22 protein-coding genes and 1 pseudogene are annotated in these 23538 nt (G+C 68.8%); 9 read left to right on the top strand and 14 right to left on the bottom strand.

Annotation, left to right across the window (positions count from 1 at the left end; translation table 11 throughout):
* Positions 1-26: 26 nt before the first annotated feature.
* A complete protein-coding gene (locus ABT294_RS44055; RefSeq protein WP_350812447.1) occupies positions 27-608 on the top strand; it encodes a GNAT family N-acetyltransferase in 582 nt (193 codons plus the stop codon).
* A 104-nt stretch (positions 609-712) separates the two neighbouring features.
* Positions 713-850 (top strand): annotated as a pseudogene (locus ABT294_RS44060) (IS481 family transposase); the annotation flags it as partial.
* Between the two features lie 13 nt (positions 851-863).
* Here ABT294_RS44060 and ABT294_RS44065 read toward each other — a convergent pair.
* From ABT294_RS44065 to ABT294_RS44090, 6 genes are all read right to left on the bottom strand, one after another.
* Positions 864-1349: a DUF1062 domain-containing protein gene (locus ABT294_RS44065; RefSeq protein WP_350812448.1), complete on the bottom strand. Its 486-nt coding sequence runs from the start codon at positions 1347-1349 to the stop codon at positions 864-866.
* Positions 1350-1682: 333 nt separating this feature from the next.
* Positions 1683-1868 carry a hypothetical protein gene (locus ABT294_RS44070; RefSeq protein WP_350812449.1) on the bottom strand — a complete coding sequence of 62 codons (186 nt, stop codon included), beginning with the start codon at positions 1866-1868 and terminating at the stop codon, positions 1683-1685.
* 122 nt (positions 1869-1990) lie between these two features.
* Positions 1991-5212, bottom strand: coding sequence for a S8 family peptidase (locus ABT294_RS44075; RefSeq protein ID WP_350812450.1), 3222 nt, complete (start codon positions 5210-5212; stop codon positions 1991-1993).
* A 501-nt stretch (positions 5213-5713) separates the two neighbouring features.
* Entirely contained in the window at positions 5714-7111 is a 1398-nt protein-coding gene (locus ABT294_RS44080; RefSeq protein WP_350812451.1) for an FAD-binding oxidoreductase, read from the bottom strand.
* Positions 7112-7356: 245 nt separating this feature from the next.
* The gene (locus ABT294_RS44085) at positions 7357-8667 is read right to left on the bottom strand and encodes a TolB family protein (protein WP_350812452.1); all 1311 of its coding nucleotides are present in this window, start codon (positions 8665-8667) and stop codon (positions 7357-7359) included.
* Complete coding sequence (locus tag ABT294_RS44090; protein ID WP_350812453.1) at positions 8664-9164, bottom strand: SigE family RNA polymerase sigma factor; 501 nt, start codon at positions 9162-9164, stop codon at positions 8664-8666. The genes ABT294_RS44085 and ABT294_RS44090 overlap by 4 nt, the downstream gene beginning before the upstream one ends.
* A gap of 605 nt (positions 9165-9769) precedes the next feature.
* Here ABT294_RS44090 and ABT294_RS44095 point away from each other — a divergent pair.
* Positions 9770-10210, top strand: coding sequence for a roadblock/LC7 domain-containing protein (locus ABT294_RS44095; protein ID WP_350812454.1), 441 nt, complete (start codon positions 9770-9772; stop codon positions 10208-10210).
* Between the two features lie 146 nt (positions 10211-10356).
* On the opposite strand, the gene ABT294_RS44100 is transcribed toward ABT294_RS44095, so the two are convergent.
* Entirely contained in the window at positions 10357-11364 is a 1008-nt protein-coding gene (locus tag ABT294_RS44100; protein WP_350812455.1) for a helix-turn-helix transcriptional regulator, read from the bottom strand.
* A gap of 104 nt (positions 11365-11468) precedes the next feature.
* Here ABT294_RS44100 and ABT294_RS44105 point away from each other — a divergent pair, with 104 nt between their 5' ends.
* Positions 11469-12314 (top strand): SDR family oxidoreductase, encoded by an 846-nt coding sequence (locus ABT294_RS44105; RefSeq protein WP_350812456.1) that lies wholly within the window; start codon positions 11469-11471, stop codon positions 12312-12314.
* Between the two features lie 595 nt (positions 12315-12909).
* Positions 12910-14025, top strand: a complete 1116-nt coding sequence (locus tag ABT294_RS44110; RefSeq protein ID WP_350812457.1) for a serine hydrolase domain-containing protein — start codon at positions 12910-12912, stop codon at positions 14023-14025.
* Between the two features lie 419 nt (positions 14026-14444).
* Here the strand turns inward: ABT294_RS44110 and ABT294_RS44115 are convergent, their stop codons facing one another.
* Positions 14445-14828, bottom strand: coding sequence for a winged helix-turn-helix transcriptional regulator (locus ABT294_RS44115; RefSeq protein ID WP_350812458.1), 384 nt, complete (start codon positions 14826-14828; stop codon positions 14445-14447).
* Positions 14829-14913: 85 nt separating this feature from the next.
* Here ABT294_RS44115 and ABT294_RS44120 point away from each other — a divergent pair, with 85 nt between their 5' ends.
* The 3 genes from ABT294_RS44120 to ABT294_RS44130 are packed head-to-tail and all read left to right on the top strand — an operon-like array spanning position 14914 to position 16678.
* Entirely contained in the window at positions 14914-15399 is a 486-nt protein-coding gene (locus tag ABT294_RS44120) for a luciferase domain-containing protein (protein WP_350812459.1), read from the top strand.
* A 5-nt stretch (positions 15400-15404) separates the two neighbouring features.
* Entirely contained in the window at positions 15405-16328 is a 924-nt protein-coding gene (locus ABT294_RS44125) for an NADP-dependent oxidoreductase (RefSeq protein ID WP_350812460.1), read from the top strand.
* A 50-nt stretch (positions 16329-16378) separates the two neighbouring features.
* Positions 16379-16678 (top strand): ester cyclase, encoded by a 300-nt coding sequence (locus ABT294_RS44130; RefSeq protein WP_350812461.1) that lies wholly within the window; start codon positions 16379-16381, stop codon positions 16676-16678.
* Positions 16679-16962: 284 nt separating this feature from the next.
* Here the strand turns inward: ABT294_RS44130 and ABT294_RS44135 are convergent, their stop codons facing one another.
* The 6 genes from ABT294_RS44135 to ABT294_RS44160 all read right to left on the bottom strand — a co-directional run bounded on the left by ABT294_RS44135 (position 16963) and on the right by ABT294_RS44160 (position 21892).
* Entirely contained in the window at positions 16963-17649 is a 687-nt protein-coding gene (locus ABT294_RS44135) for a hypothetical protein (RefSeq protein ID WP_350812462.1), read from the bottom strand.
* Positions 17650-17895: 246 nt separating this feature from the next.
* On the bottom strand, positions 17896-18252 hold the full coding sequence (locus tag ABT294_RS44140; RefSeq protein WP_350812463.1) for an ester cyclase: 357 nt from the start codon (positions 18250-18252) through the stop codon (positions 17896-17898).
* A gap of 10 nt (positions 18253-18262) precedes the next feature.
* Positions 18263-18805, bottom strand: a complete 543-nt coding sequence (locus ABT294_RS44145; RefSeq protein WP_502912219.1) for a TetR/AcrR family transcriptional regulator — start codon at positions 18803-18805, stop codon at positions 18263-18265.
* Positions 18775-19311, bottom strand: a complete 537-nt coding sequence (locus ABT294_RS44150) for a DUF4158 domain-containing protein (protein ID WP_350812465.1) — start codon at positions 19309-19311, stop codon at positions 18775-18777. Before ABT294_RS44150 ends, ABT294_RS44145 begins: the two co-directional genes overlap by 31 nt.
* Before the next feature lie 469 nt (positions 19312-19780).
* The gene (locus ABT294_RS44155) at positions 19781-20989 is read right to left on the bottom strand and encodes an NAD(P)/FAD-dependent oxidoreductase (RefSeq protein ID WP_350812466.1); all 1209 of its coding nucleotides are present in this window, start codon (positions 20987-20989) and stop codon (positions 19781-19783) included.
* A 51-nt stretch (positions 20990-21040) separates the two neighbouring features.
* Positions 21041-21892 (bottom strand): SDR family NAD(P)-dependent oxidoreductase, encoded by an 852-nt coding sequence (locus ABT294_RS44160; RefSeq protein WP_350812467.1) that lies wholly within the window; start codon positions 21890-21892, stop codon positions 21041-21043.
* A 256-nt stretch (positions 21893-22148) separates the two neighbouring features.
* Between ABT294_RS44160 and ABT294_RS44165 the strand changes: the two genes are divergently transcribed.
* Entirely contained in the window at positions 22149-23099 is a 951-nt protein-coding gene (locus ABT294_RS44165; RefSeq protein WP_350812468.1) for an RNA polymerase sigma-70 factor, read from the top strand.
* Positions 23100-23538 lie beyond the last annotated feature (439 nt).

Consider the following 23538-nt stretch of genomic DNA (forward strand, 5'->3'; position numbering starts at 1 on the left):
CTCGAACGTGAGATATCTTCCCATCCATGCCTTCAGGAGATGCACCGGAACATAAGGATCGTCGACGCGTCTCGCTGCGGCCGATCAACAAGGACGACCAAGAGGAATTTCTTCGGCTCGCCCAAGTCAGCACCGACCTGCACCACCCCTGGGACAGCCCACCCACCACGGCAGACGCCTTCCAGGCTCTCATCACCCGATACGACCAACCGGGCGAGGAATGCCTCTTGGTCTGTCTCAACGACAGCTCAGCCATCGCGGGCGTCATCTACATCAACAGCATCATTCGCGGACGCTTCCAGTCCGCGTCGATCGCCTACGCGGCCTTCGCCCCGACCGCAGGCCTCGGCTACATGAGCGAAGGCCTCGGCCTCGCTCTGAAGTACGCCTTCCAAGAACTCCGGCTCCACCGCCTCGAAGCCCAGATCCAACCGGCCAACACCCGCTCCCTCAAGCTCATCCAGCGGCAGGGCTTCCGCAAGGAGGGCTACTCGCCCAACCTGCTGTTCATGGACGGCGCCTGGCGAGACCACGAACGCTGGGCCATCACCGCCGACATGACCGACTTCCGCGCAACACCCCCGCACCCCACCTTGCCAATCCGCTGACCAGCCCCCGAATCGATCTCATCTCACCCACATGGCCAGTCCGGCCAACCGAAGTGCCAAACAAAGGGCACCAGCGCACCCGCGAGGGCACGGCCCTGGCCAAGAAGAACGGCAAAGTGGAGCGGTTCAACCGCACCCTGGCCACCGAGTGGGCCTACCGGCAGGTGTTCACCAGCAACATCGAACGCCCACACACCGCACTCGGTGGCCACCCACCGATCAGCCGCCTGTCACCAACGTGACGGCCGAGTACAGCTAGCCCTCGGCCATCACGGTAAAGGTGAACCCGGCGCTCGTCGTACGGCGCAGCGGAATGTCGCACTTGATCCGGCGCAGCACCTCGTTCCGGCTGAGGCCGAGCCCCTGCGCGATGAGCCGATCCGGGCGCACCGGCACCGGATCCTCGAAGACGACCTCCACCTGGACCGGCCACGCCTCGTCGAGCCGTGCCGGCGGGGTGTCCAGTTGCCAGGCCCCCTTCCAGTCCAGGGTGAAGCGGTTGCGCCGGGCGAGTAGCGGATCCAACAGCCTGGACGCCACCAGCTCCGGATCGTTGGCGTGGTAGCCGTCGAGCTCGGCTGGATCGAAGGATCTGACCGGCGCTCGCTCGTGCACGGTGAGCTTGCTCGTCCAATCGCAGGACACGCAGCGGACCAGCAGCCACACGTCCAGCAGCCGGCCGTTGGCGTTGACGCGGAACCTGCCCTCGCCGGTGGTGGCCGACTCCGACCGGCAGTCCACGCACCGCAACGACAGCAGAGGCAGCCTGGTCCGACGAACGACCCAGGGCAGCACAGTATGAGGTTGTGAAGACATGATCTCTCTAGACCTGACACGAGGCCGATTGCGCGCGGCCTCAAACGCTGTATGACCGGGCGCACACGGGCAGCCCGGCAGAGCCGACGGAAGGGTCGGCTTGAAGGTGAGTGGAAGAAGGTGTCAGGTCTAAAGAGCAGGCGGGGTCACGCGGTTTTGTCCTCTGTCCTCACAGCGATGGGGCCGCGGGCAACCTACCGGAACGCGGAAGGAAGGCTCAAACGGTTTTCCGGCGGCGGTGGTCCCTGTCGCTTGAGTTCACCCCAGCGGCTGCGTCCAGGTGAAGTGCGGCGCGGAGGCGAGAAGATCGACGCCGTTGTCCCGGACGGGATCGGCGACCTCCAGCCCGGCGCGTACCAGTTCGCCGACCAGCCTGTTCCGGCCGATTCGGGAGCCGGCAAGGGGCGCGTCCAGACGAGAAGCGCAGCGTCGCACTCGCCTCATCGAGCTGAGGCGAAGCCGCTGCTGGACTTCGTCCTCAGGAATGCCTCGATTGAGCGTCCCGTGACCTCACCATCGGTCTTACTTGCGGCGGGGTGCCGCCACACGCGGCACCCCGCACGGATTCAGCGCACGCGGAAGGCGCGCTCCACGGTCTGGCTGACCGAGGCGCCCGCCGTGTCACGCGCCGTGAGGCGGAGCGACGCGAACTCCCCCTGCCGCGGAAGGACCGGAACGATCGCCTTCCAGGTGTCCTTGCCGGTGGGCACGACCACGGCCCGGGTCCACGAGGCGCCGTCGCGCGACACCTCGACGCCGACGTGGGACAGCGGCCGGGTCGCCCCGGTCATGCGCTCCAGCCGCAGGGGCAGCACGAGCACCCCGGGCCTGGTCGCGTTGTCCAGGTCGAGCTGGGGGTAGGCGCGCAGCACGAACAGCGGCACGGGACCGGCACCCGACGAGGTGAACGACCACTCCGTCCTGACCTTGGCGGACAGCTCGCTGGCCTCGGGGTCGACCGTGCCGTCCAGGACGAGCTGGAAACGCCCGGAACCCGACTCGACGGGGAAGGTCACCGTACCGGGCAGCTTGTTGGCCGTCCCCACGACCTGGCCGTCACGCAGGAGCGTCGTGGTGCCGCTGCCGTAGTCGCTGGTCACGGCGGAGCGGCCAGGACGGGGTGGGTACCACAGCGGCATGCGCGTGAGCGTGAAGGCCTTGTCGTCCCGGGTCACGGTGGCGGTGCTCGGCAGGGCCGGGCCCACAACGCCCGTGTTCCACCACTCCTTCTCGGTACGGCCGGCCTGGTAGGAGGCGGCCTCGGCGGACTCGTCGGTCTGGTGGAGACGCCCGTTCGGCATGGTCTCGATGGAGCGCCGCCACGGCATGCCTGGCGTGAAGTACCAGGTCGGCGTGGCCGGCAACGACACGACCGCCTGGCTCCACGAGGTGTAGGACCCGACGGGGCCGTCGATGACGGGTCCCGCGCCGAACGCGCCCGTGGCGCTGGCCCGAAGGGTGGCCATGTGCGCTCGTACGGTGCCCAGCTCGCGATCACGCACCTTCAACGCTCCCGGTACGGATCCCTCCCTGCGCAGCAGCAGGTTGTACTGGTAGGGCGTGTCGGTGAACGTGCCGTCCGCGCGCAGGGCCGCCAGCTGGGTGAACGTCTCGAAGTGGAACCCGGGCGCCTTGCCCTCAGTGGGCGACACCCGGAAACGCAGCCGATCAGGCGAGACGTTCCGCGGCAGCGAGAAGCGGTCGAGGGAGAACCGCGCCCCCCACTGCTGGCCGTCCTTGCGGTCCTGGACGAAGGTGAAGGTCTCCCCGGCCGTCCTGGCGTCGGCGTGGTCGGTCGCCACGTTCAGCAGCCGCGCGTCGCTGGCGTCGAAGACGAGCTCCCGGTCCGCCTTGACCTCCAGGCCGGGGACCGGCACCACGCTCAGCTCCTCGTGACCGTCGGGGAACTTGGTCCGCAGTACGGCATAGGCCAGGTAGCGGCCCGCGGGCACGCGGACGGGCCCCTCGCTGTCGCCATGGTTGATGCCGATGCTGATGGGGTCGCCGCCGCTTTCCGGCATGAGCGTCATTGGCATGAAGTCGTCCGGGCCGTCGGGGACCGTACCGAGCTGGTCGATCATCTTCACGTGCAGGTCGTAGCTCTCCGCCTCGGTGGAGAGGTTGACCAGGGTGGAGACGGTGACGCCGCCGCCCGTCGCGGTGATGCGGCCGGGGAAGGCGCCGGGGCTGGACGACTTCACCTGCGCGGTGACGGTGACCGCCGCGGTGCCGTTCGCGGGGACGGTCACCTGCGTGGCGCCCAGCTTGAACACGCCCTCGGGCGCGTCCAGAGCGAGGTCGAGCGTGACCGGCGCGGTGCCGGAGTTGCGGTAAGTGAGGGTCCGCTCGATGGGTTTGTCCTCGTACGGCCAGCGCAGGTGCCCGAAGGACAGCGTGCCGGCGTCGGCGGTGACGGTCTGCTTGACGGCCTTGGCGACGTCCACCCGCCCGGCGCCGTTCTCGGTGAGCGGCCCACCCGGCTTGACCGAGCCGACCAGGGTCGCCTTGAGCTGCTGCCACGTCCAGTCGGGGTGCTGCTGGGCCAGGATGGCGGCGGCGCCGGCGACGTGCGGGGTGGCCATCGACGTGCCCGAGTACGCGATGTAGCCGGTCGTGCCGGCCCGGGCGGCGGTGATGTTCACGCCGGGGGCGGTCAGGTCGGGCTTGATCGCGAAGTCCGCCACGCGGGGGCCTCGGCTGGAGAAGCTCGCGAGCTTGTCCGCGGAGTCCACCGCGCCCACCGTGAGCGCCGAGTCGGCGCTGCCCGGGCTGCCGAGCGTGCTCGCGCCCGGCCCGTCGTTGCCCGCCGCGATCACGAAGAGCACGCCGTTGCTGGCGGAGATGCGCTCTACGGCCTGCTCCAGCGGGTCGAGACCGGGCTCGTCCGGGTGGCCGAGGCTCATGTTGATGATCTTGGCGCCCTGCTGGGCGGCCCACTCCATGCCGGCGATGATGCCGGAGGTGCTGCCGCTGCCGCGGTCGTTCAGCACCTTGCCGTTGAGCAGCCGGGCCCCGGGCGCGACACCCTTGCGCGTGGGCGTCCCCGCGACGCCCTGACCGGCGATCGTGGAGGCCACATGGGTGCCGTGGCCATGCCGGTCCACGGCGTCCTGGCTGTCGGTGAAGTTCCGCGCGGACTCCACCCGGCCGGCGAGGTCGGGGTGCTTGTCGTCGACGCCGGTGTCCAGCACGGCCACCTTGACACCCTCGCCGGTGAACCCGGCCTGCCAGGCCTCGGGTGCGCCGATCTGCGGAACGCTGCGGTCGAGCGAGGCCTTGACGGGCGCGTCCAGCCACACCTTCGCCACCGAGCTGTCCCGGTCGAGCTGCGTCCACACGGCCCGCTCGCGCGGAGCGGTGGCCGCCACGGCGTTGATCGAGGCCAGCGTACGGGCGCCGGCCAGGGCGGTCATGGGCGCGGCCCCGGCCCGATACTGCACGATCAGCGGCAGCCCTTTGACCGAGGCGTCATCCAGCCCATCCGCGATCAGCCGGGGAACCTGGAACAGGTGGCGATCCAGCACACCCCTGGCCACGTCGCCGGCGACGTCCAGCGGGATGAGCGTCCAGTCGTCCTTGGTGCCCTCCGTGACGTACCGGACATCCTTCCTGCCGGGACCCGCCTCGAAGTCGACACGGTCACCGTCCACGGTCACGCGGTCTCCGGTGATCAGCGTCACGCTCTTGGCGGCGGCCGCATCAGCCGGTGGGGTGTCCGCAACGGCCGGCGGGACGGCGACCAGGGGGATCGCCAGCGCAGCTACCGCGATCAGCGTTCTGGCTAACATCGTCGTTTCCTCCTCAAATAGCAGGAGGAGTCAACCAGGGGACGCTTCGCGCGATCAAGCAACCTGGGTGGCGCCATCGGTCATGGCACATCTACGACACGGCGCCCGCGCCTGTGCAGGCCCCGGGCGCCCTCGGCTCAGGCCAGGATCCCGAGAATCCTGCTGTCGTGCTCCCTCCACGTCGACACCGTCTTCCTGAGTCGGCGTCACCTCGCTCGGCACTCGCACAGCTCGGCGGCTGAGGCGTGTCAAGGGGCGCGGTAGGGCCGACATGCTGCACGGATGAGGGTGTGGTCGAAGTGGTCACCCGTCACACCCTCGTCATGCGCTCAAGCCGATCTCGCACGAAGGAACGAAGCCGCTGTGGCAAGCAGCATTCATCCCCGCCCACATGCTCTGGCAGACCCGGTCGTCGATACTGCCTACCGGCATGACCGGGCGCGGCTGGTGAACGGGGACTGCACCGGGATACGGTTCGCTGGTTGACGATAGTCCGGACGGCTATTGCGGGCCAGGATCGTCGGCAGTGGCGGGCGGAACGTTCTGGTTAAGCCGGAAAAGGTTGTCGGGGTCCCAGGTTCGCTTAATGTGGGCGAGCCGCTGGTAGTTGTCGCCGTAGGCCCGACGAACCCCCTCAGAACCCTCGTCGGCGAGGTGGTTGACCTCCACCCCGATGGCCCAGGACCGCGTCTCTGCCCACAGGCGGTCAGCCCACTCGATGTGCCTCTGCGGGTTCTCGTCGTCCGCCGACCAGGCCGCCCCGATCTCCATGCAGTAGGACGCCTCCCGATGCCGGAAGGCGGTGGCGTCGGCCGCGACTCGCGCCACCGCGCCACCCATCGGCAGCAGAAGCGCACCGTTGTCCGGCGAGCTCAGCCCGCCGCCGTGCTCGATCATTGCTGCGATGAGCTCCTCGGTTATCGCACCGCCCAGGTGAGAGCGCATGTGATAGGGCGTGGGTCGGCTCTGCGGGTCGAAGATGTGCTGCAGCATCTCGAATGTCGTCGGTTCGACCAGGTCGGCGAACGGCCTGCCGAACCCGCGCACCGGCGCGAGTTCGCGTCCTCCATCGGCGAGGGGCCCGACGTAACACATCGCCAGCGCGAGCACCGGCTTCCCATGCAGTTCCTGAGGAACGAACGGTGCCGGCGGACCGGCGAGGATCGCCGGTGCCACATTGATCTCGTCGGGGGCGCTCTGGCCGTACCCGGCGAGGAAGCGCAGCACGTCGGCGGCGTCCTCCAACCGGTGCAGGACCATCCCGCCGAGCAGCCGGTCGACCGGGTGCAGGCGCAGGGTGAACTCGAGGACGATCCCGAGGTTGCCGCCACCGCCGCGCAGGCCCCAGTAGAGGTCCTGATTCTCGTCGGCGCTCGCGCGGACGATCTTTCCCGAAGCGGTCAGGACGTCGGCCGCGACGAGGTTGTCGCAGGCGAGCCCGAAGACCCGCGCGAACCACCCGTTGCCCCCTCCGAGCGTCAACCCGGCGACACCCACATCGGCGACGTGCCCGCCGACCGGCACGAGGCCGTGCTGTGCGGCAGCCGCGGTGAGCTCACCCCACCGCACACCGGGTCCGACGTTGGCCGTCCGCCGCTCTCCATCGACGACGATCTGCTTCATCGGGCCCAGGTCCAGGACCAAGCCGCCCTCCGTCGTCGAGAAGCCGGGGAAGCTGTGCCCGCCGCCGCGCACGGCGAGCTCGAGGCCGGTGTCACGTGCGACCGCCAGTGCCGAGACGGCGTCGTTTCGGGTTCGGCAGCGTGCGATGGCAGCGGGTTTGCGGTCGATCAGTTGGTTCCAAACGCGTCGGGACGAGTCGTAGCCGGCGTCCTCAGGCCGGATCACCTCGCCGTCGAAGCCGTCAGCCAACGCGCGTAACGCGTCCTCAGGCGCCACGTTGCCTCCGATATTTCAGCACGCATGGATGACTGGGTCGTATCACCTCCGACCAGGAAGGTCTACGCCTTGACTTTTGCCGACTTTCGGGGCTCCCGTAGTTATCGGGGAGAATCCAACGAACCCGGCTTCGACGTTGGATCATGTGGATTTGCGGGATGATCACTGCTACTACGGTTACTCGCGCCGGAATCTCTACCGATAACGTCCGTTCCGATGGCGGAGTGCCGTTAAGCAGGGCAGCCCTACTTGATCGCGGCCAGGTCCAGGACGTACATCTCGTTCTTGATCGGGTAGGTCATCAGCCGGTCGACGCCACTGTCGGGGATCGCCATGCCTCCATTCGCGTCCGGCCGTATGCCAAGGTCGGCGGACCTGCCGGTGTCGGCGTCGTAAAGCGTGAGGACGGACTGGTTTCCCGGTCCCCTCAAATCGACCTTGAAGAAGCGCTCCAACCCGGCGTCGTCGCCTGGCTGGAAGCTGCTCGGCAGTTCGCGCTCCTGGGAGCCGTCGCGGTCGCGGACGAACCTCCGCAGAATGGTCTGGGTCCGCACCGTGTCCGGGCATCGGCGAGTGCCGCACTTGATCTCCTTGCCGGAGCGGTCGCGGGGGCGTTCGACCTTGACGGCGTTGTATCGCACTGCGACGCCCGCGCACCGGTCGACGCCGCACCTGACCTCCTCGTCGGCCTTGACCACGGCGTCGCGCCGCTCACCGGTCTCGACATTGAGCAACTCGCGGAAGATCGCCTTTCCGTGGTGGACGCCCACCCACGGCCATTGCAGGACGTGGTGCCGCTCGGCGCCCTTCACCGGCTGCGGTGAGCCCCCGCTCAGTGGCACCCGGTAGACCCCGCCCTTCTCGTAGGCGAAGACCACGTCCGCGCCCGTCACCGTCAGCCCGTTGATGTGCCCCTCCTTCATGACGTTTCCGAGGGAAACGTCGGTCACCGGCCGAGGACGCCCGCCGGCGGCCGGCACCGTCCAGATCCGGGCGACCCGAGGGCTGCCCGCCTCCTTGTAGGACGCCCACCAGACGATGTTGCCGCCACCGGCGGCGACGCCGTCGGCGAAGATCGCCGATCCCTTCGTCGGGGGGATCTCGGCGATCTGCCTGGGCTGGCCGGTGCCCAGGTCGTAACTCCACAGGAACTGACGCTTTCCGTCGGGGACGCCCGTCATGACCAGCAGCGTGTGATCGTCGAGGAGTAGCTGCGGGTAGTACGCGCGGCCGTCGGGCAGCTTGGCCGGGATCTTGTGGACGGCCTGCGGCCACACCTTCTCGATGGGCGGCGGAATCTTGTCCGCCGACGGCTCGGCCTTGCCGGTCGCGCTGACCGCGGGGTGTGGCTGGGCCGACGCGCCCAGGGCGCTCACCGCCGCGCTCGCCCCGCCTGCCACCAGGACCACGGCCGCGGCCGCGCGCACGGCGGCGGTCCGCGCCCGCCGCCGGCGATGGCGCGTCTTGACCGTCGCGGCCAGCCCGGCCGGCGCCTGCGGCGCACGATGCGCCGCCCCAGACAGGACGCGGCTCAGCTTGTCTTCCAGATCGGTCATCGCATGCTCCCGTGGGTCGCCGGTGAGGAGGAGAGGGAGGAACGCAGCTTGTCCAGGCCCCGGGAGGCCTGGCTGCGCACGGTTCCGGGAGAGATGCCGAGCACCTTGGCGATCTCGGCGTCGCTGAGCTGTTCGTAATAGCGCAGCACCAGCACGGCACGCTGTCTGCGGGGCAGCGCGGCCAGCTCTTCCCAGAGACCCTGTTCCTCGTCGGGAGGGAAGACTTCGTGGTGAACCCGCTCCGGCGGCTCTCCGGTGAGGTGTTCACGCCTGTGCCGCCGCCAGACGCTGATATGCAACCGTGCCATCGTGGTTCGGGCGTAGCTGTGCGGGCTGTCCTTGCGTCTCACCCTCGGCCAGGCGCCGCGCAGCCGTACCAGAGCTTCCTGGACCAGGTCGGCGGCGTCATGAGGGTTTCCGGTCAGGACGTATCCGTAGCGGAGCAGCGCGTCCGACTGCTCTGCCACGAAGTCGTCGAAGCCGGGTTCGTCATCCACTTGTAGTCCCTTCGGTAGTCACGTCCCAGACGGCCGAAGGGGTGAAGATGTTGCACCGCTCGGCGAATGTTATGGCCCGATTCCGGTACCGCCGACGACGTCACCCGTGACGGCGATGAGGTCGAACGTCGCGGAGATGCTCGTCGGGATCCACGACCCTGCCGGATGCAGTTCGCGTTCTTCCGCGTCATGGCCGTGACCGAGCGGGAAGCGATTCGCGAGACGACGCTCACGTCCTTCAGTCGGTCGAACTCGCTGTGCCGGCTGATCGGGTCGACCACCAGCAGCCGGGCCAGTCGCGCCCGCGCAGCCACATCAAACCGCCCCGCCACCGTCTGGAAGAAAGGGGCACCCCGGACGTGAGCACGACGACCGACACCCGCCTGTATGGGCAGGCCACTTGTGCATTTCGAGCGGGGCCACGACCTCAACCTCGGAGAGAAAACATGCACCAAGGTTAATGATCTTCACTTGCGGGATGAAGATTATCCTCCACGTGCGTCACGGTGCACATGCGGCACGTTACTGTGCGACCGGTTCGGCGGCCCGGCGAGTCCGCTGGTTCGTTTCCTATAGATCAACAGAGGGCAGCGAGGGTGGCGCGCGTGTTGGGTGAAGGCGGCGGGCGAAGCTCCGTGGCGCAGGTGGGGTCCACGGCGGACCTGGACTGGCTGCTCGACGATCTGGTCGGACGGGTGAAGGAGATCGAGCACGCAGTCGTACTCTCCGGTGATGGGCTGCTGCTGGCCTCGTCGAAAGACCTGGCGGGCGCCGATGCCGAGCACTTGGCGGCGGGGGCTGCGGGCTTGCAGAGCCTGGCCACAGGGATCAGCTCCCGCATCGATGGCGGGGCGGTCCGGCAGACCGTCGTGGAGTGGAAATCCGGCTTCCTGGTCACCACCGTCGCGGGGGAGGGGGCGCGGCTCGCGGTGCTCTGCGCGCAGGGCAGCGACATCGGCCTGGTCGCCTACGAGTTGGAGATGCTGGTGACTCGAGTCGGCCAGTACCTGACATCCCCAGCACGGCATGACCCTCCTGAAGGGTAGGAGGCTCGGCGATGAAAGCTCCGTAGGCTGCGCGAGGGCCTTCAGAGTGTGACGCGCCCCCGTTAATGTCGCTGTTCTGCCGCGCTCATGTCGTGGTGGTTCAGCAACTGGTGGGCGCTTAGTCGTGACGGCCTGGTGAGTCGGCTTCAGCGCGGGTCGGCGGCGAAGGCGAAGGCTGCGGCCCGGTCCCGCAGCAGAGCGGCGAGCTCGGGGGAGTCGATCACCTCGAAGGGCCATCGCACCCAGAGCAGGCCGCCGGCGAGGACCTCGAGACGGACGTCGGCGATGTGCCAGTGTGTCGCTGCCTGACCGGTGGCGGTTGTCGTCGGGGAGAAGTCCGTGGCGAAGCCACCCATGTACGCCTGTACCTGTTCGATCGGGGCGTGGATCAGGATCGTCGCTGTATGTTTCCGCGGCGGGGCGCCGAGCTGGCTGGTGACGAACGCGGCCGGGTCGCCTCCGGGGACCTCCTGCGGCTCGAAGCGCACGCCCGTCGCTGATGCTCGCGTGATCCGATCGACGCGCAACACCCGCCAGCCACGGTCGAGGTCGCGGCACACGAGGAACCACCGGGTCTGCCGGGGCACCAGGGCGGCAGGCTCGACGTGGCGCGGGGACTCCCGTCCGGCGTCGGCACCCCCGGTGCTCATCACGCGCAGTTGGACCCGCTCCGCATCCCGGCACGCCAGCGCCAGGACTGCCAGCACGTCGGCGTTCATCGGAGCCGGATACGCGCCGGCCACTGCATTCGGCGTGCTGCCGAGGGCGACCGAGGAGCGCAGCGCCCGCACCCGTCGACGCACCGCCGAGGGCATCACCTGCTCCATTTTGGCCAGGGCGGTGAGCGCGACCTCGCCCCCGCCAGCAGCGCCGTTAGCAGCCGACGAGGCGAGGGCGGCGGCCACGGCGAGCGCCTCATCCGGGGTGAACACCAGCGGCGGCAGGTCGCTGCCCGTGGACAGTCGGTAGCCGCCGTCGGGGCCGCGACGTGCCTCGATGTGATAGCCGAGGCCCCGCAGCCGCTCCACGTCCCGCCGGAGTGTGCGGCCGTCGACGCCGAGGCGGTCGGCGAGCTCGCCGCCGCTCCAGGACCGGCGGGCCTGCAGCAGCTCCAGCAGGCGCAGCGCCCGCTCAGTTGTGGTCTGTTCCGGCATGATCGCCAAGGCTAGTAGAAATACGGACAGAAAATGACCTAAACCTTCCTTAGGTTGGAGTTCAAGCCGGACGGACCGGCACTACTTCCTTAAGGTGAGCCATCTTGACCATCCTTGTTACCGGCGCGACCGGCGCCGTCGGTCGTCACCTTGTCACGACCCTGCTCACCCGCGGCGCCGCCGTACGTGCGCTGACCCGCAAGCCCGATGACGCAGACCTGCCGGCCGGGGTCGAGGTCGTCGCCGGTGATCTGGCCGACGCCACCACGCTCGGGTCGCAGGTGTTCGACGATGTCGATCGCGCCTTCGTCTTCCCCGCCCAGGGCGTCGACGCGTTCGTCACCGCGGCCACCGCCCACGGCGTCCACCGCTTCACCGTGCTGTCCTCCCTCGCTGCCGCGAAGGAGTTCCAGCGCGACCACGGCTCGGCGAGCCAGCTCCACCACACCGCGGTCGAGGCCGCCGTGACCGATCGCACCGATGCCTGGACGATCCTGCGGCCCGGCACCTTCGCCAACAACCTGCTCTCCTGGGCCTGGCAGATCCGCTCCGGCGCACCGATCCGGGCGCCATACCTCGCATCGGCACAGGCTCCGATCCACGAGTACGACGTCGCCGAGGCCGCCGCCGAGACCCTGCTCTCCGACGACCATCTAGGTGACGCGATCCCGCTCACCGGCCCGCAAGCCCTGACCCGCTCCGAGCAGGTGGCGATCATCGGCGAGACCCTAGGGCGGGAAATCCCGCTCGTGGAGATCACGCCCGAGGAGTTCCGCACCGAGACCGCACAGTTCATCCCCGAGCCCGTGATGAAGATGCTGCTCGACTACTGGCACGACACCCTCACCGTCCCCGACGTCCCACGTCCCGTTACCGCAGTGACCGGGCGGCCGGGCCGCACTCTGGCAGAGTGGGCCGCCGACCACCGAGCCGACTTCGAGGCCGCCTGACGGGACCGGGCAGACGCGATGGTCGGGCAGGAGCCGCCGAATCCGAATCCGCCCGACCATCGTGAGCCGCCAGGACTGAGCGGACAGGGAGAGGGCGCCTGGACCGCGCCGCCGGCCAGGCGCTGTCGGCTGATGAGCTCTGCTGGATCCGCGCCTACCTGCGGATGTGGCCCTCCGCTCTCGAATGTGTTCCCTGCCGCCAGGTAGCTGATCTAAAGGTCTTCGGCCTTGAGGTGTCGGGATCAGCCCTAATCCCGACAGGTCGCCCTGCCGGGTCAGGCCGCGGCGGCGAGCCGGGCGATGTCGCCGTCGGGATCGGCGGCCACCTCCCGCCATGTCCGTACTTAGCCTCCTTCTTCACAACCCGCAGCAGCCCTGAGCCGAGCCGACGCATCACCGATGGGCCGCCTTGGGGTGTGTCCGGTGATTCGTGAGCCAATAGGGGTTCCTCACAAAGTCAGGGTTTCGGAGGTCTGTTTCTCAGGGTCAGACCAAGGGTCCGGTAAGGATGATCACGGATGGGGCAACGGCGACTGCTCCCAGCAGGGTTGAGCTTGTCACTAAAGCTCGTCGACGCTGCTCTGGAGGAACCTCGTTGCGTACGCGCCTAGCCCTCACCACACTTGCCCTGGCCACCACCGTCACCGCCGGCGTGGCGGCACCCGCGAGCGCCGCCGCCAAGCCGGACCCCGTGCAACAGGGACTGCAGACGCTGCTGCGCTCCGACGGCGCACCTGGTGCGCTGGCGAGTGTGCGGGGCCGTGACGGGCGCGTCCGGACCTACACCGCTGGTGAAGGGGACCGGGACACGCACGCGAAGGTGCCCCGGGACGGTCAGGTGCGGATCGGCAGCGTCACCAAGACGTTCACCGCGGTGGTCGTGCTGCAACTGGTCGGCGAGGGCAAGATCGGCCTCGATGAGCCCGTCGAGACCTACCTGCCGAAACTCGTGCGCGGCAAGGGGATCGACGGGCGCCGCATCACGGTGCGTCAGCTCCTGCAGCACACCAGCGGACTTCCCGACTACGAAGACGCCGTCACCAACGACATCCTCAAGCGCCGCTACCTCTCCCCTCGCGACGCCCTGGACGTCGCCCTCGCACACGAAGCCGTCTTCGCCCCCGGAGCGAAGATGGGATACAGCAGCACGAACTACCTGCTGGCCGGGCTGATCGTGGAGAAGGTCACCGGACGGCCCTTCGCCGAGGAGATCGACAAGCGCATCATCCAGCGCATCGGACTGCGCCACACCTACTTCCCCGCCCCCGGCGAGACGACCATCCGCCAACGCCACCCCCAGGGCTACCGCCAGGAATCCCCGGACGCGCCCCGGCGCAACGTCACGAAGATCGACCCCTCCGCCTCCTGGGCGGGAGGTGAGATGGTCTCCACCAACTCCGACCTCAACAGCTTCTTCTCCGCGCTGCTGGACGGCAGGCACCGTCTGCTCGCCAAGGCCCAGCTCAACCAGATGCGCACCACCGTCCCCGTGGGCAAACCCGGCTACAACGCCGGCCTGGGAATCTTCACCATGCCACTGTCGTGCCACCGCGTCGCCTGGTTCCACAGCGGCGCCATCCCGGGCTACGGAACCTGGGCCGCAGCCACCGACGACGGCCGCGCCGCCAGCGTCACGATGACCCTCGAACCGAAAACCGGTCAAGCCATCGAGCACCTGGAAAAGGCCGTGGACGCGGCCCTGTGCCGCTGAACCACACCCCCTCTTCAGGGGCGAGGGCCTGTAGATCAGCTACCCGGCGGGGCCGGAGCGTCCCGCTAAGTTACTCGCTGGTGCCGCCAACGGCTGTCCGCAAGTTCCTCAACCCTGCCGCCATTCACGCAGCAGCTCGCCGACCGGCCGGTCATGCATCATGCGGCGATCATGGCCCCCGCCTCGTCGATCATCTCGATTACATGCCAGGTAATCGACAGGGCCGGGCGGCGGCTGGGGCGGTGACCCGCATGACCGACAGCTCGCCCTCCACGGCTTCACCCAGTTCGCGGCGGGGAACACCGACGTGCTCCGTACCCTCCTGGCAGAGGACTTCATCGAGCACAGCCCGGGCAATCCCTCTGGGCGGGAGGCGTTCATCGCCGATGCTCCCGTGACCCGGGCGACGCCGGTTCAGGTCACGACGCGTCGTAGCGCAGGCGGGAGGCGGCCACGTACTCGCGGTGCTGCTCGGCCCATGTGATGAGCCCGGAGACCTGGGCCGAGAGCGTCTGCCCGATGGGGGTGAGGGCGTAGTCCACCCGGGGCGGGGAGGTGGGGGTGACGGTCCGCTCGACCAGGCCATCGCGCTCCAGGCTGCGCAGGGTCAGGGTGAGCATCCGCTGGGATATGCCCTCGATGGCGCGCTGCAGTTCGGAGTAGCGCTTGGGCCCGCTGCCGAGCAGGTCCATCACCAGGACGCTCCATTTGTCCCCGACGCGGTCGAGGATGTCGCGCAGCTGGCAGGTCGGGTGATCCTCGCTGATCGTTTCGCGCACATCGGTGTGCCTTGCGCGGGTCAAAGTGCCTTCTTCCGTCATGGCGGCATTGTGGACCAGACTCCATGTGCGCACAAGAAGTAACCAACGCACAGAAAGTGCTGTTGCGATGAGCATCGACTTGACCGACCCCCCGCCCCGATCAGGCCCTCGCCCACAAACCACGGGCCTGGAGATCCCGCACGACCAGCTCGACCAGTTCTCCCCGCCGCACATCAGGGCCGCCCTGGTGGCGGACGCGCAGGCGCTGGCGGGCGTGTTCACCGGCCCCAGCCAGGTGTCCGAGCCCGCCTCGCTGGCGCTGCGGCTGCGCGAGCCCGCCGGGCCATGGGCGGCGTTCCTGCACCCCAGCCGCGACGAGTTCGGGCACATCCACCGCTCGGGCTTCCTCCATCTCACCGTTCCCGTGCCGCTCATCGAGCCGCTTGGGCAGGCGGGGTGGATCGAGCCGCATCCGATCAGCCGTCGTCCTGAGTGGCCGGACACGATCGTGATGCTGTACGCCCCCCGCGACGAGGCCGAACTGGCCGTCGCCCGCGCCGTCCTGCGCGCCTCCTGGCGGCAGGCCACCGCATCTTCTACGGAAACGGAGTGATCCTCATGCGTGCCATGGCTTTCACCGACTTCGGCGCCGACCTGGCGGCCACCGACCTGCCCGTGCCCGAGCCCGGTCCCGGTGAGGTGCTGGTCCAGGTGCTGGCCTCCTCGGTCAACGGCTTTGACCTGGGCGTGCTGGGCGGCTACCTCAAGGGCGTGTACGACTACGACTTCCCCGTCGTGCTCGGCAAGGACTTCGCCGGTACGGTGGCGGCCGTCGGCGCCGGCGTGACCGGCCTGACGCCGGGTGAGGACGTGTTCGGCGTGGTCATGCGCCCGACCCTGGGGCAAGGCGGCTACGCCGAGTACGTGGTGGTGAGCCGGCAGTACGGCCTGGCCAAGATCCCCGACGGGCTCGACCACACCCGCGCGGGCGTGCTGGGACTGGCCGGTAGCGCCGCGCTCAACGCCATCGACGCCGTCGCCCCGGCACCGGGGGAAACCGTCCTGATCTCAGGTGCGACCGGCGGCGTGGGCGCGTTCGCCGTCCAAATGGCCGCCGCGCGCGGCGCCAGCGTGATCGCCACCGCGAGGCCCGGAGCCGAAGCCGCCTTCGTCACCGGCCTGGGCGCGACCTGGGCCGTCGACCACGCCGACCTGCAGGCGCAGGTGCGCGCGATCGCGCCCGACGGGGTGGATGCCGCGCTGCACCTGGCGGGCGACGGCCTCACCGTCGCCGCCCTGCTGGCCGACAGCGGGCGGCTGGCCTCCACCCTGCACTACCTGCCCGACGAGCCCGGCCGCGACATCAAGGCCACGGCGGTGATGGCCGACCCCAACCCGGCCACCCTCGCCCGGCTCGCCGCCGACGCTGCCGAAGGACGCCTGCGGGTGCCGGTGGCCCGCTCCTACCCGCTGGCCGAGGCGCCGCGCGCGATCGCCGACTTCACCGCCGGAACCGTCGGCAAGCTCGCCGTCACGATCTGAAGGAGGCGCCGTGACCACCAACGCCGAATCGCTCGCTCACCTTCGTCGAGATGCTGAACACCCATGATGTGGACGTGCTCGACCGCATCCTGACCCCCGGCTACATCAACCACAACCCCAACGTCGCCGCCGGAAGGGACACCAACCGGCAGTTCTGGAGCGGGCTGTTCATCACCATGCCCGACCTGTCGGCCGCCATCGATGATCGCGTGGTCGGACGCTTCACCTACCGCGGCACGCACACCGGCGGGTCTCGACCGCCGACCACGCAAACAAGCGGGCCTGAAGATCGCGACGCGGCTGACCAACCTGTGCCGCTGACCGCGTCTCCCGCCCGGGATGCTCGCTGACCGGCGAGAGCGGACCACCCCCGTCGCCTCTCGCCGGTGGCCCACGCCGCCCGGGCGGGGACACCGCAGCCTCGGGTGGTCATGTTGCCGCCCAGCAGAGTCGGCCGAGCCCGCTCGTCCCTTCCAGAGGCGTCGGCAAACACGGCCCTCAACGGGCCGGCGCGGTGCGGTCCTCGACGGCTGAGCGCGGTCCTGCACATCGGACTCGCCTTGCGGGAGTCGGTGCAGAAACATCAGATCTGCCTAAGCTGTCAAACTCTGTGGCCATCTTGCTTCGGGTCAGATCAGGCCGTGGGATCCGATGGCGGTTCAGCGCTCCTGGTGTGAAGCGCAAGGCCGCCACCGTTCGCGGGCCGGAACCCCAGTCCATGGAGTGCGGGATCGTCGATCGCGGTGACCACGCGCAGGGCACCGGCCTCGGCTACCTCGCAGACCGTCAGACGCACCAGCGCATCGCGTACCTCCGATGGGACGCCGGGCTGGATGTGCACCAGGTCGAGACGGACGGTGGTGTGCTGCTTGTCCTCCCAGGATGCGGCTGCATGACCGACAAAAGGTTCCCCGCGGGCGTTGTCGACGTAAGCGTGCAGCCAGCAGGCAAGCCTGCCCTCGCCGATCAGCCTCCGAGGGATGGTCACGTCCATCCCTACCTTCGCCAACCAGGAGCCGGCCTCACCTGCAGCAAGGTAAACCGAGCCGATGTGAAACCCGGCGGGGCAGACGTCCGGAGCATCACGGGTGTCCAGCAAGACGTAGCCATCTCGGATCACCCGGCGGCTTCGGCGAACCAGCCCGGTCCCGAGTTCTTCCGCGAGGCGAAACGCGACGTTTATGGCCCATCCATCCGCCGGGGACACTCGCGGACCGGACAGCGAACTTTTGGGTGCCGTCGGGAACCCGACCTTGATGGCGTACGTGTTCGGATCTCGCCGCCAGCGGAAGATCACTAATATGCCGTCGGGCTCCGCCATGACATCGACGACGGAGCACTCTTCTGTCACAGCGCCCGCACGTAGTAAGCGCGTCCTGATCGTTTTAAGTTCCTGCTGGGACCACTCAACCGCCACATGCCCAGACTCCCATATCCGTCCTCACCCGGATCGGAGATCTGTCACTGAGGATCATGGGGATCTCCCTGTCGAAGGGGGGCGGTTCGCTGGTGTCGGCCATCCGCTTGGGGCCGTGCGATGAGCCCTGAAGTTAGGAATTGCCCCAGGTCACGGTAGGAACTGGGGCGCGTCCGCGGGACTGGTTTCAGTCTGGACGATCCTTCCCGTCGGAAAGGCGACAAAGCCGTCGTAGGGCACCCCCTTTTGCAGGCAGTGGTACAGGCAGCCGAGCATCCGGTTGAAGGTGTTGCGCAGGGCGCTGGAGTCACTTGGCCGGCACCACTTCAGCGCACCGAGATGCCGGAACACCTCCAGAACGTTCACCTCGTCCCAATGCTCGGCGAACAGACTGTCCTCGACCCGCCAGATGTCGATGGAGCGCATCCGCATCGACTGACCACTGGCCGGGATGCCCAGCCACGTGATGGCTGGGGTGAGTGTCGGCAGACGATCGTTTGCCGACATCCAGGGGTCTCTAGGCCGGTCGTCGTTGCACGGCGTCGGCGATGACCGCTGTCACGAACTTGTTGACGACTGCCGTGGCCGGCGGGCCGGGGTCGCGGTCTGCGAACAGGAGATGCCCGCCACCGACCAGAGAGAGGGTGAGAGAGTCGATGTCGGCGTCGGCCGCGATGCGGCCCAGTTCACGTTCGTCGGCCAGATAAGCGGAGATCGCGGTTGTGGCCTGGGCGAGGATCGCGATGCCGCCTCCGGGCCTGGCTTGCCGCAGCCGTGCGCGCAGCTCATCCCGGAAGGTGATGAGCGGGATGATTGCCACCGGAATTGGTCCGAACAGGGTCGTCAGCGCGCTGGTGAGGTTGTTGGCCACCGTGCCGGTGCCGGCGGAGGCGCGCAGCGCACTCGCCTGCGTCTCGAGCTGCGCGGCCCGGTCGAGCACGAGGTCGGCGAGGAAGGCGTCGAAGTCGGTGAAGTGCCGGTGCAGGACGCCTTTGGCGCAGCCCGCCTCGTCGGTGACGGCCCGGCTGGTCAGCCCGTTCGGCCCGTCCCGCAGAAGCACGCGTTCGGCAGCGTCGAACAGCTGCTGCCGTGCGTCGCGAAGGTGCACCCCAGTCGGCATTCACAGATCCTCTCGTGCGTCAATCCACTGGCATCCGTTGCCAAATGGGCGCACGCCCATAATACCGCGAGAGCAACCAGAGCCGTCCCCAGCGGAGCCGCATAAGGCCCGGCGGATGGCCGAGTCGTTCGGCGTAGATGCGCAAAGCTACGACCGAGCCCGCCCCGGCTACCCCGATGCATTGGTATCGCACCGACAAGCGCGGCCCGGGTCATCTTCAGCCAGTGTGTCAGTCGTTCGACGTCGGCCACGGTGCATTCGCTGAAGTCCAGGAAGGTGCGGATCTGCGCCCGGTGGCATTCGGCGGTGCGGCCCTGCCAGTCGAACAGGCTCAGCTCGGTGGCGGGGACCTTTACCTGGGCGGCGACGAAGGCTACCGCCTCATCCGGCAGTTCGGAGCGGCCCTCGGGGAAGCGGCTGTGCTGGGGGAAGAACTTCAGCCACAACGCCAGCGCCAGCTTGGACGGGCCGGTCCGGCTCCTTCAACTCGTCTTCGTCCAGAGTGCGCGCCACGGGATTCAGGCCTCTCCTCTACCCTCCGAAGGGGGTGGCCGCCACCGGCATGCGTGCGTGGAAAGCGCCAAGTCCAGCCGGAGGCGGCACTTTCCTTCCCCGAATCGAGTCCCATCCTGGAAACCCGGCATCAGCCTGTCACCGAAACCCGTGAAGTGCCGACACCATTCATGAAGCCGGCACTTTATGTGGAGTGATCGACATCAGGCGGATTGGGCTCAAGTGATGACACGTAGGTCCCGCCGTACTGTGTGACGGGAGCAGCCAAGCTCGGCGGCGATGGCGTCGAGCGGTCCAGCCGTCGGACCGAAGCCGCGCCGCCCGAGCAGCTCGATCCGATATCTGCCGGCTGGGTTAATCCCAGACCGAGAAGTGAGGCGACGTCATAACAGTCGTGAGGTCCTAGGCGGCTACGCGAGCGCCTTCTCGACGGGACACGTCCGGCGCGGCGGCCAGGCGGTGCCTGCGCTTGGGCATGCCGAAGGTGGGGTGCGAGGTGGCCCACAGCGCCGTCTTGAGGATGCCCGCCTTGATCCGTGCGGGCTTCCGGCCGCCCATGTACTTCGGCTTTGCTTGCCCTTCGTCGTCGACCGTCTGCAGGATCCCGTCCCGCCGCCCGAGGCTGATGTGGTTGTACGTGTAGACCAGCTTGGTCTTCGCAATCTTGCGGCCGGTCAGGCGTCCCACGATCGCCTCGATAGCCTGCCGGCCGGTGTAGCCGGCCGACGCGCAGGACATCGGCAGCGGTCGGCCATTGTCGCCGATGGCGTAGGCGCTGTCACCGGTGGCGTAGACGTTCGGGTGCGAGACCGACCGCATGGTGCGATCGACAACGATCTGACCGTTCCCGGTGACCTCCAGCCCGCCGGCGGCGGCAATGGGGCTGACCTCGAACCCGGCCGTCCACACGGTTGCGTCGGACGCCAGGGCGGTGCCGTCGGCGCACAGCACCCGCGTAGCTTCGACGGCTTCGACGCTGGTGTGCTCCAGGACGGTGACCCCCAGCCGGTCGCAGGCCTGGCGCAGGTGGCTGCGGGCTCCGGCGGAGAGCCGGGCGCCCAGCTCGCCGCGGGCGATGAGCGCCACCGACAGGCCGGGCCGGGATTCGGCGATCTCAGTGGCGGTCTCGATACCGGTCAACCCGTCGCCGACGACCACCACACCCCCGCCTTCGCCCCGCCCGCCCAGGCTGTCCAGGCGCTCGCGCAGGCGCAGCGCCGAGGGCCGGGCGGCGACGTCGAAGGCGTGCTCGGCCGCGCCGGGGACGCCGCGGTCGTCGCCGTGGCTGCCGAGCGCGTAGACAAGGGTGTCGTAGCCGAGCTCGCCGCCGCTGTCAGCGTCAGCGATGGCGACGACCTGGCGCTCGGGGTCGACGGCGGTGACACGGGCCAGGCGCAGCCGTATCCCCGTGCCCGCGAAGACGTCGGCGAGCTTCGGAGTCTCGATGTTCTGGCCGGCCGCGAGCTGGGGCAGCCGCATTCGCTGGACAAAGTCCGGCACGGCGTTGACCACGGTGATCTCGGTGTCCTTCGGGGACAGCCGGCGGGCCAGGTTCCCGGCCGCGTAGGCCCCGGCATAGCCGGCGCCGAGGACGACGATGCGGTGCTTCATGCGTTGCTCCTGTCGGTTCGCTTGCTTGTGGTGAGTTGGCTCGGCCCCGGGTCACCGAATTTCTTGATCGAGGTTGCCGTGAGCCTCCGCCGAGAGGTCCTGCCAGTCGGCCCAGGTCTTGAGCCGGTCGGCGTAGACCTGCTGGAGCATCGGGTAGAAGCCCTGCCCGAAGAGCACCCGCAGGGGCGGGTGGTCGGAGTCGACGAGCTTGAGGAGCGCCTGGGCCGCGGCGGCAGGGTCGCCGGCGGGCTGCTTGCCCGCGATCCCGGCGATGCGCTGGCGAAGGCCGTCGTAGATCGGGTTGGGCTCGGCCAGGTGGCCGTTGTTGAGGGGATCGGGGTTCTTGCCGGACCTGGTGGCGAAGCCGCCGGGCTCGATCACGGTCACCTTGATGCCGAAGTCGGCGACCTCTTGGGCGAGGGATTCGTTCAGGGCTTCCAGGGCCCACTTGGAGGCGCTGTAGGCGCCGCTGAGCGGCATCGCCATGAGCCCGGCCGCCGAGGACAGCTGGATGATGTGCCCTGCACCCTGCTCGCGCAGGTGGGGCAGCGCGGCCTGGATCACCCACACCGCGCCGAACAAGTTGGTCTCCAGCTGGTCGCGCAGTTGCTGCTCGGTCACTTCCTCGACCGCGCCGACCTGGGCGTAGCCGGCGTTGTTCACGATGACGTCGAGCCGGCCGAAGTGCTCCTTGGCCCGCTGCACGCTCGCGAAGACGGCGGCCTTGTCGGTCACGTCCAGCTCGAGCGGGCGCACCGCCTCGCCGTAGGCGGCGACCAACTCGTCAAGGCTTGCGGTGTTCCGGGCGGTCGCGGCCACCTTGTCGCCGCGGGACAGGGCGGCCTCGACGAAGTTGCGGCCCAGGCCGCGAGACGAACCGGTGACGAACCAGACCTTGCTCATGATGTCTTTCCGTTCTTTGTGCGGCGGCGGGTGCGCGGCGGTCACCACGCAACGGGCCAAGGCGATCACTCGCGGAGTTGTGTGCCGCGCGGATCGTTCACGCGGCGTCCTGACGACCATGAGGCGCTGGCGCCCCGAACTTTGTGACAGTGCGGTCATGTGACGTACGCCACCGAGCACGGGGTGTCACACCGCGGTGAGGGCCGGCGTCTTGTGCGTAGAGCGGGAGTTGAGAGTGAACAGGCAGGAGCCAGGTATGAACGAGCGCAGGGATGCAACGACGGGCACTGCCGAGCCGATGGCTGGTGGCGGCCGGATGGACTGCGTCACCGAGGCGACCGAGACATTCCTCGCCCACCGTAACCTGCTGTTCACCGTCACCTACGAGATGCTCGGCTCGGCTGCCGACGCGGAGGACGTCCTGCAGGAAACCTGGCTGCGGTGGATGAAGGTGGACGTGGGGCAGGTGCGCGACCAGCGCGCCTACCTGGTGCGGATCGCCACCCGGCGCTCGCTGGACCGGCTGCGCGCCATGAAGCGCCGCAAGGAGGCCTACGTCGGCCCCTGGCTGCCCGAGCCGCTGCTCACCGCGCCGGACGTGGCCGAGGACGTCGAGCTCGCCGAGAGCGTGTCGATGGCGCTCATGCTCGTCCTGGAGACGCTGTCGCCGACCGAGCGCGCCGTCTTCGTGCTGCGCGAGGCCTTCGACGTCGGCTACGACGAGATCGCGGCCGCTGTCGGCAAGACCCCGGCGACCGTGCGCCAGATCGCGCACCGCGCCCGCCGGCACGTCGATGCCCGCCGCCCCCGCGAGGTGGTCTCCCCGAGCCAGGCCCGGGCGGCTGTTGAGTCCTTCCAGCGCGCGCTCGAAACCAGGGACTTGCAGGGTCTCCTTGATGTGCTCGCCCCTGAGGTCGTCCTGGTGAGCGACGGCGGCGGCGTCAAGCAGGCCGCGCCGCGGCCGATCATCGGCGCCGACAAGGTGGCCCGCATGATCGTCAGCGGCCTCGGCAAGGCCCAAGTCGCGCTCACCAGCGAGCCCACCGTGGTCAACGGCAACCCCGCACTCGTTCTCCGCGTGGACGGCGAGATCGACGGCGTCATAGCAGCCCGTGTCGAGGACGCCCGCATCACCGGCCTCTACTACGTCCGCAACCCGCAGAAGCTGACCCGCATCGCATCCGAGACCCCCCTCACGCTGAAGTAATCCTTCGGCCGCCGCGCCATGATCACGACATCGCGACAGTGCGGAGCATCCCGAGCGAAGGCATCCGCTCATCGGCACAAGTGCGTGCCGGCCCGCCCCGTCACCACGTAAAGCACGCAAACGCTCTCTTCGAGGAGTAGACAAGCCAGCCCACAACCTCGAAGCGGCCTGGATCTGACGGCGACCCCAACCTGCGCAGGACGGCCCGTCAGGCCGTGAAGCCAGTGCCAACAGTGTCGATCACGCCACCCGAGGCCGCCACAAGCACAACAAACTCCGCCAGATCTATTACTGGGAGGTCATTCATGACGAAGAACGTCGCCGGCGAACTCGCCGGCCTGGAACTGCCGGTCGAGCGGGGCTGCCCGTTCGCCCCGCCTACCGCCTACGAACGGCTGCGCGAGCAGGCGCCGATCAACAAGGTCCGCCTGGCCAGCGG

Origin of the sequence: Nonomuraea sp. NPDC000554, assembly GCF_040300065.1 — a bacterium.
GTDB lineage: Bacteria > Actinomycetota > Actinomycetes > Streptosporangiales > Streptosporangiaceae > Nonomuraea.

Excerpts from the sequence above, each read along its gene's own strand:
- ABT294_RS44055 (WP_350812447.1), top strand. The coding sequence starts at position 27 with ATGCCTTCAGGAGATGCACCGGAACATAAGGATCGTCGACGCGTCTCG.
- ABT294_RS44125 (WP_350812460.1), top strand. The coding sequence starts at position 15,405 with ATGCGTGCCATGGCTTTCACCGACTTCGGCGCCGACCTGGCGGCCACC.
- ABT294_RS44100 (WP_350812455.1), bottom strand. The coding sequence starts at position 11,364 with ATGCCGGAACAGACCACAACTGAGCGGGCGCTGCGCCTGCTGGAGCTG.
- ABT294_RS44165 (WP_350812468.1), top strand. The coding sequence starts at position 22,149 with ATGAACGAGCGCAGGGATGCAACGACGGGCACTGCCGAGCCGATGGCT.
- ABT294_RS44155 (WP_350812466.1), bottom strand. The coding sequence starts at position 20,989 with ATGAAGCACCGCATCGTCGTCCTCGGCGCCGGCTATGCCGGGGCCTAC.
- ABT294_RS44160 (WP_350812467.1), bottom strand. The coding sequence starts at position 21,892 with ATGAGCAAGGTCTGGTTCGTCACCGGTTCGTCTCGCGGCCTGGGCCGC.
- ABT294_RS44135 (WP_350812462.1), bottom strand. The coding sequence starts at position 17,649 with ATGGCGGAGCCCGACGGCATATTAGTGATCTTCCGCTGGCGGCGAGAT.
- ABT294_RS44130 (WP_350812461.1), top strand. The coding sequence starts at position 16,379 with ATGCTGAACACCCATGATGTGGACGTGCTCGACCGCATCCTGACCCCC.
- ABT294_RS44085 (WP_350812452.1), bottom strand. The coding sequence starts at position 8,667 with ATGACCGATCTGGAAGACAAGCTGAGCCGCGTCCTGTCTGGGGCGGCG.
- ABT294_RS44140 (WP_350812463.1), bottom strand. The coding sequence starts at position 18,252 with ATGTCGGCAAACGATCGTCTGCCGACACTCACCCCAGCCATCACGTGG.
- ABT294_RS44120 (WP_350812459.1), top strand. The coding sequence starts at position 14,914 with ATGAGCATCGACTTGACCGACCCCCCGCCCCGATCAGGCCCTCGCCCA.
- ABT294_RS44075 (WP_350812450.1), bottom strand. The coding sequence starts at position 5,212 with ATGTTAGCCAGAACGCTGATCGCGGTAGCTGCGCTGGCGATCCCCCTG.
- ABT294_RS44070 (WP_350812449.1), bottom strand. The coding sequence starts at position 1,868 with ATGAGGCGAGTGCGACGCTGCGCTTCTCGTCTGGACGCGCCCCTTGCC.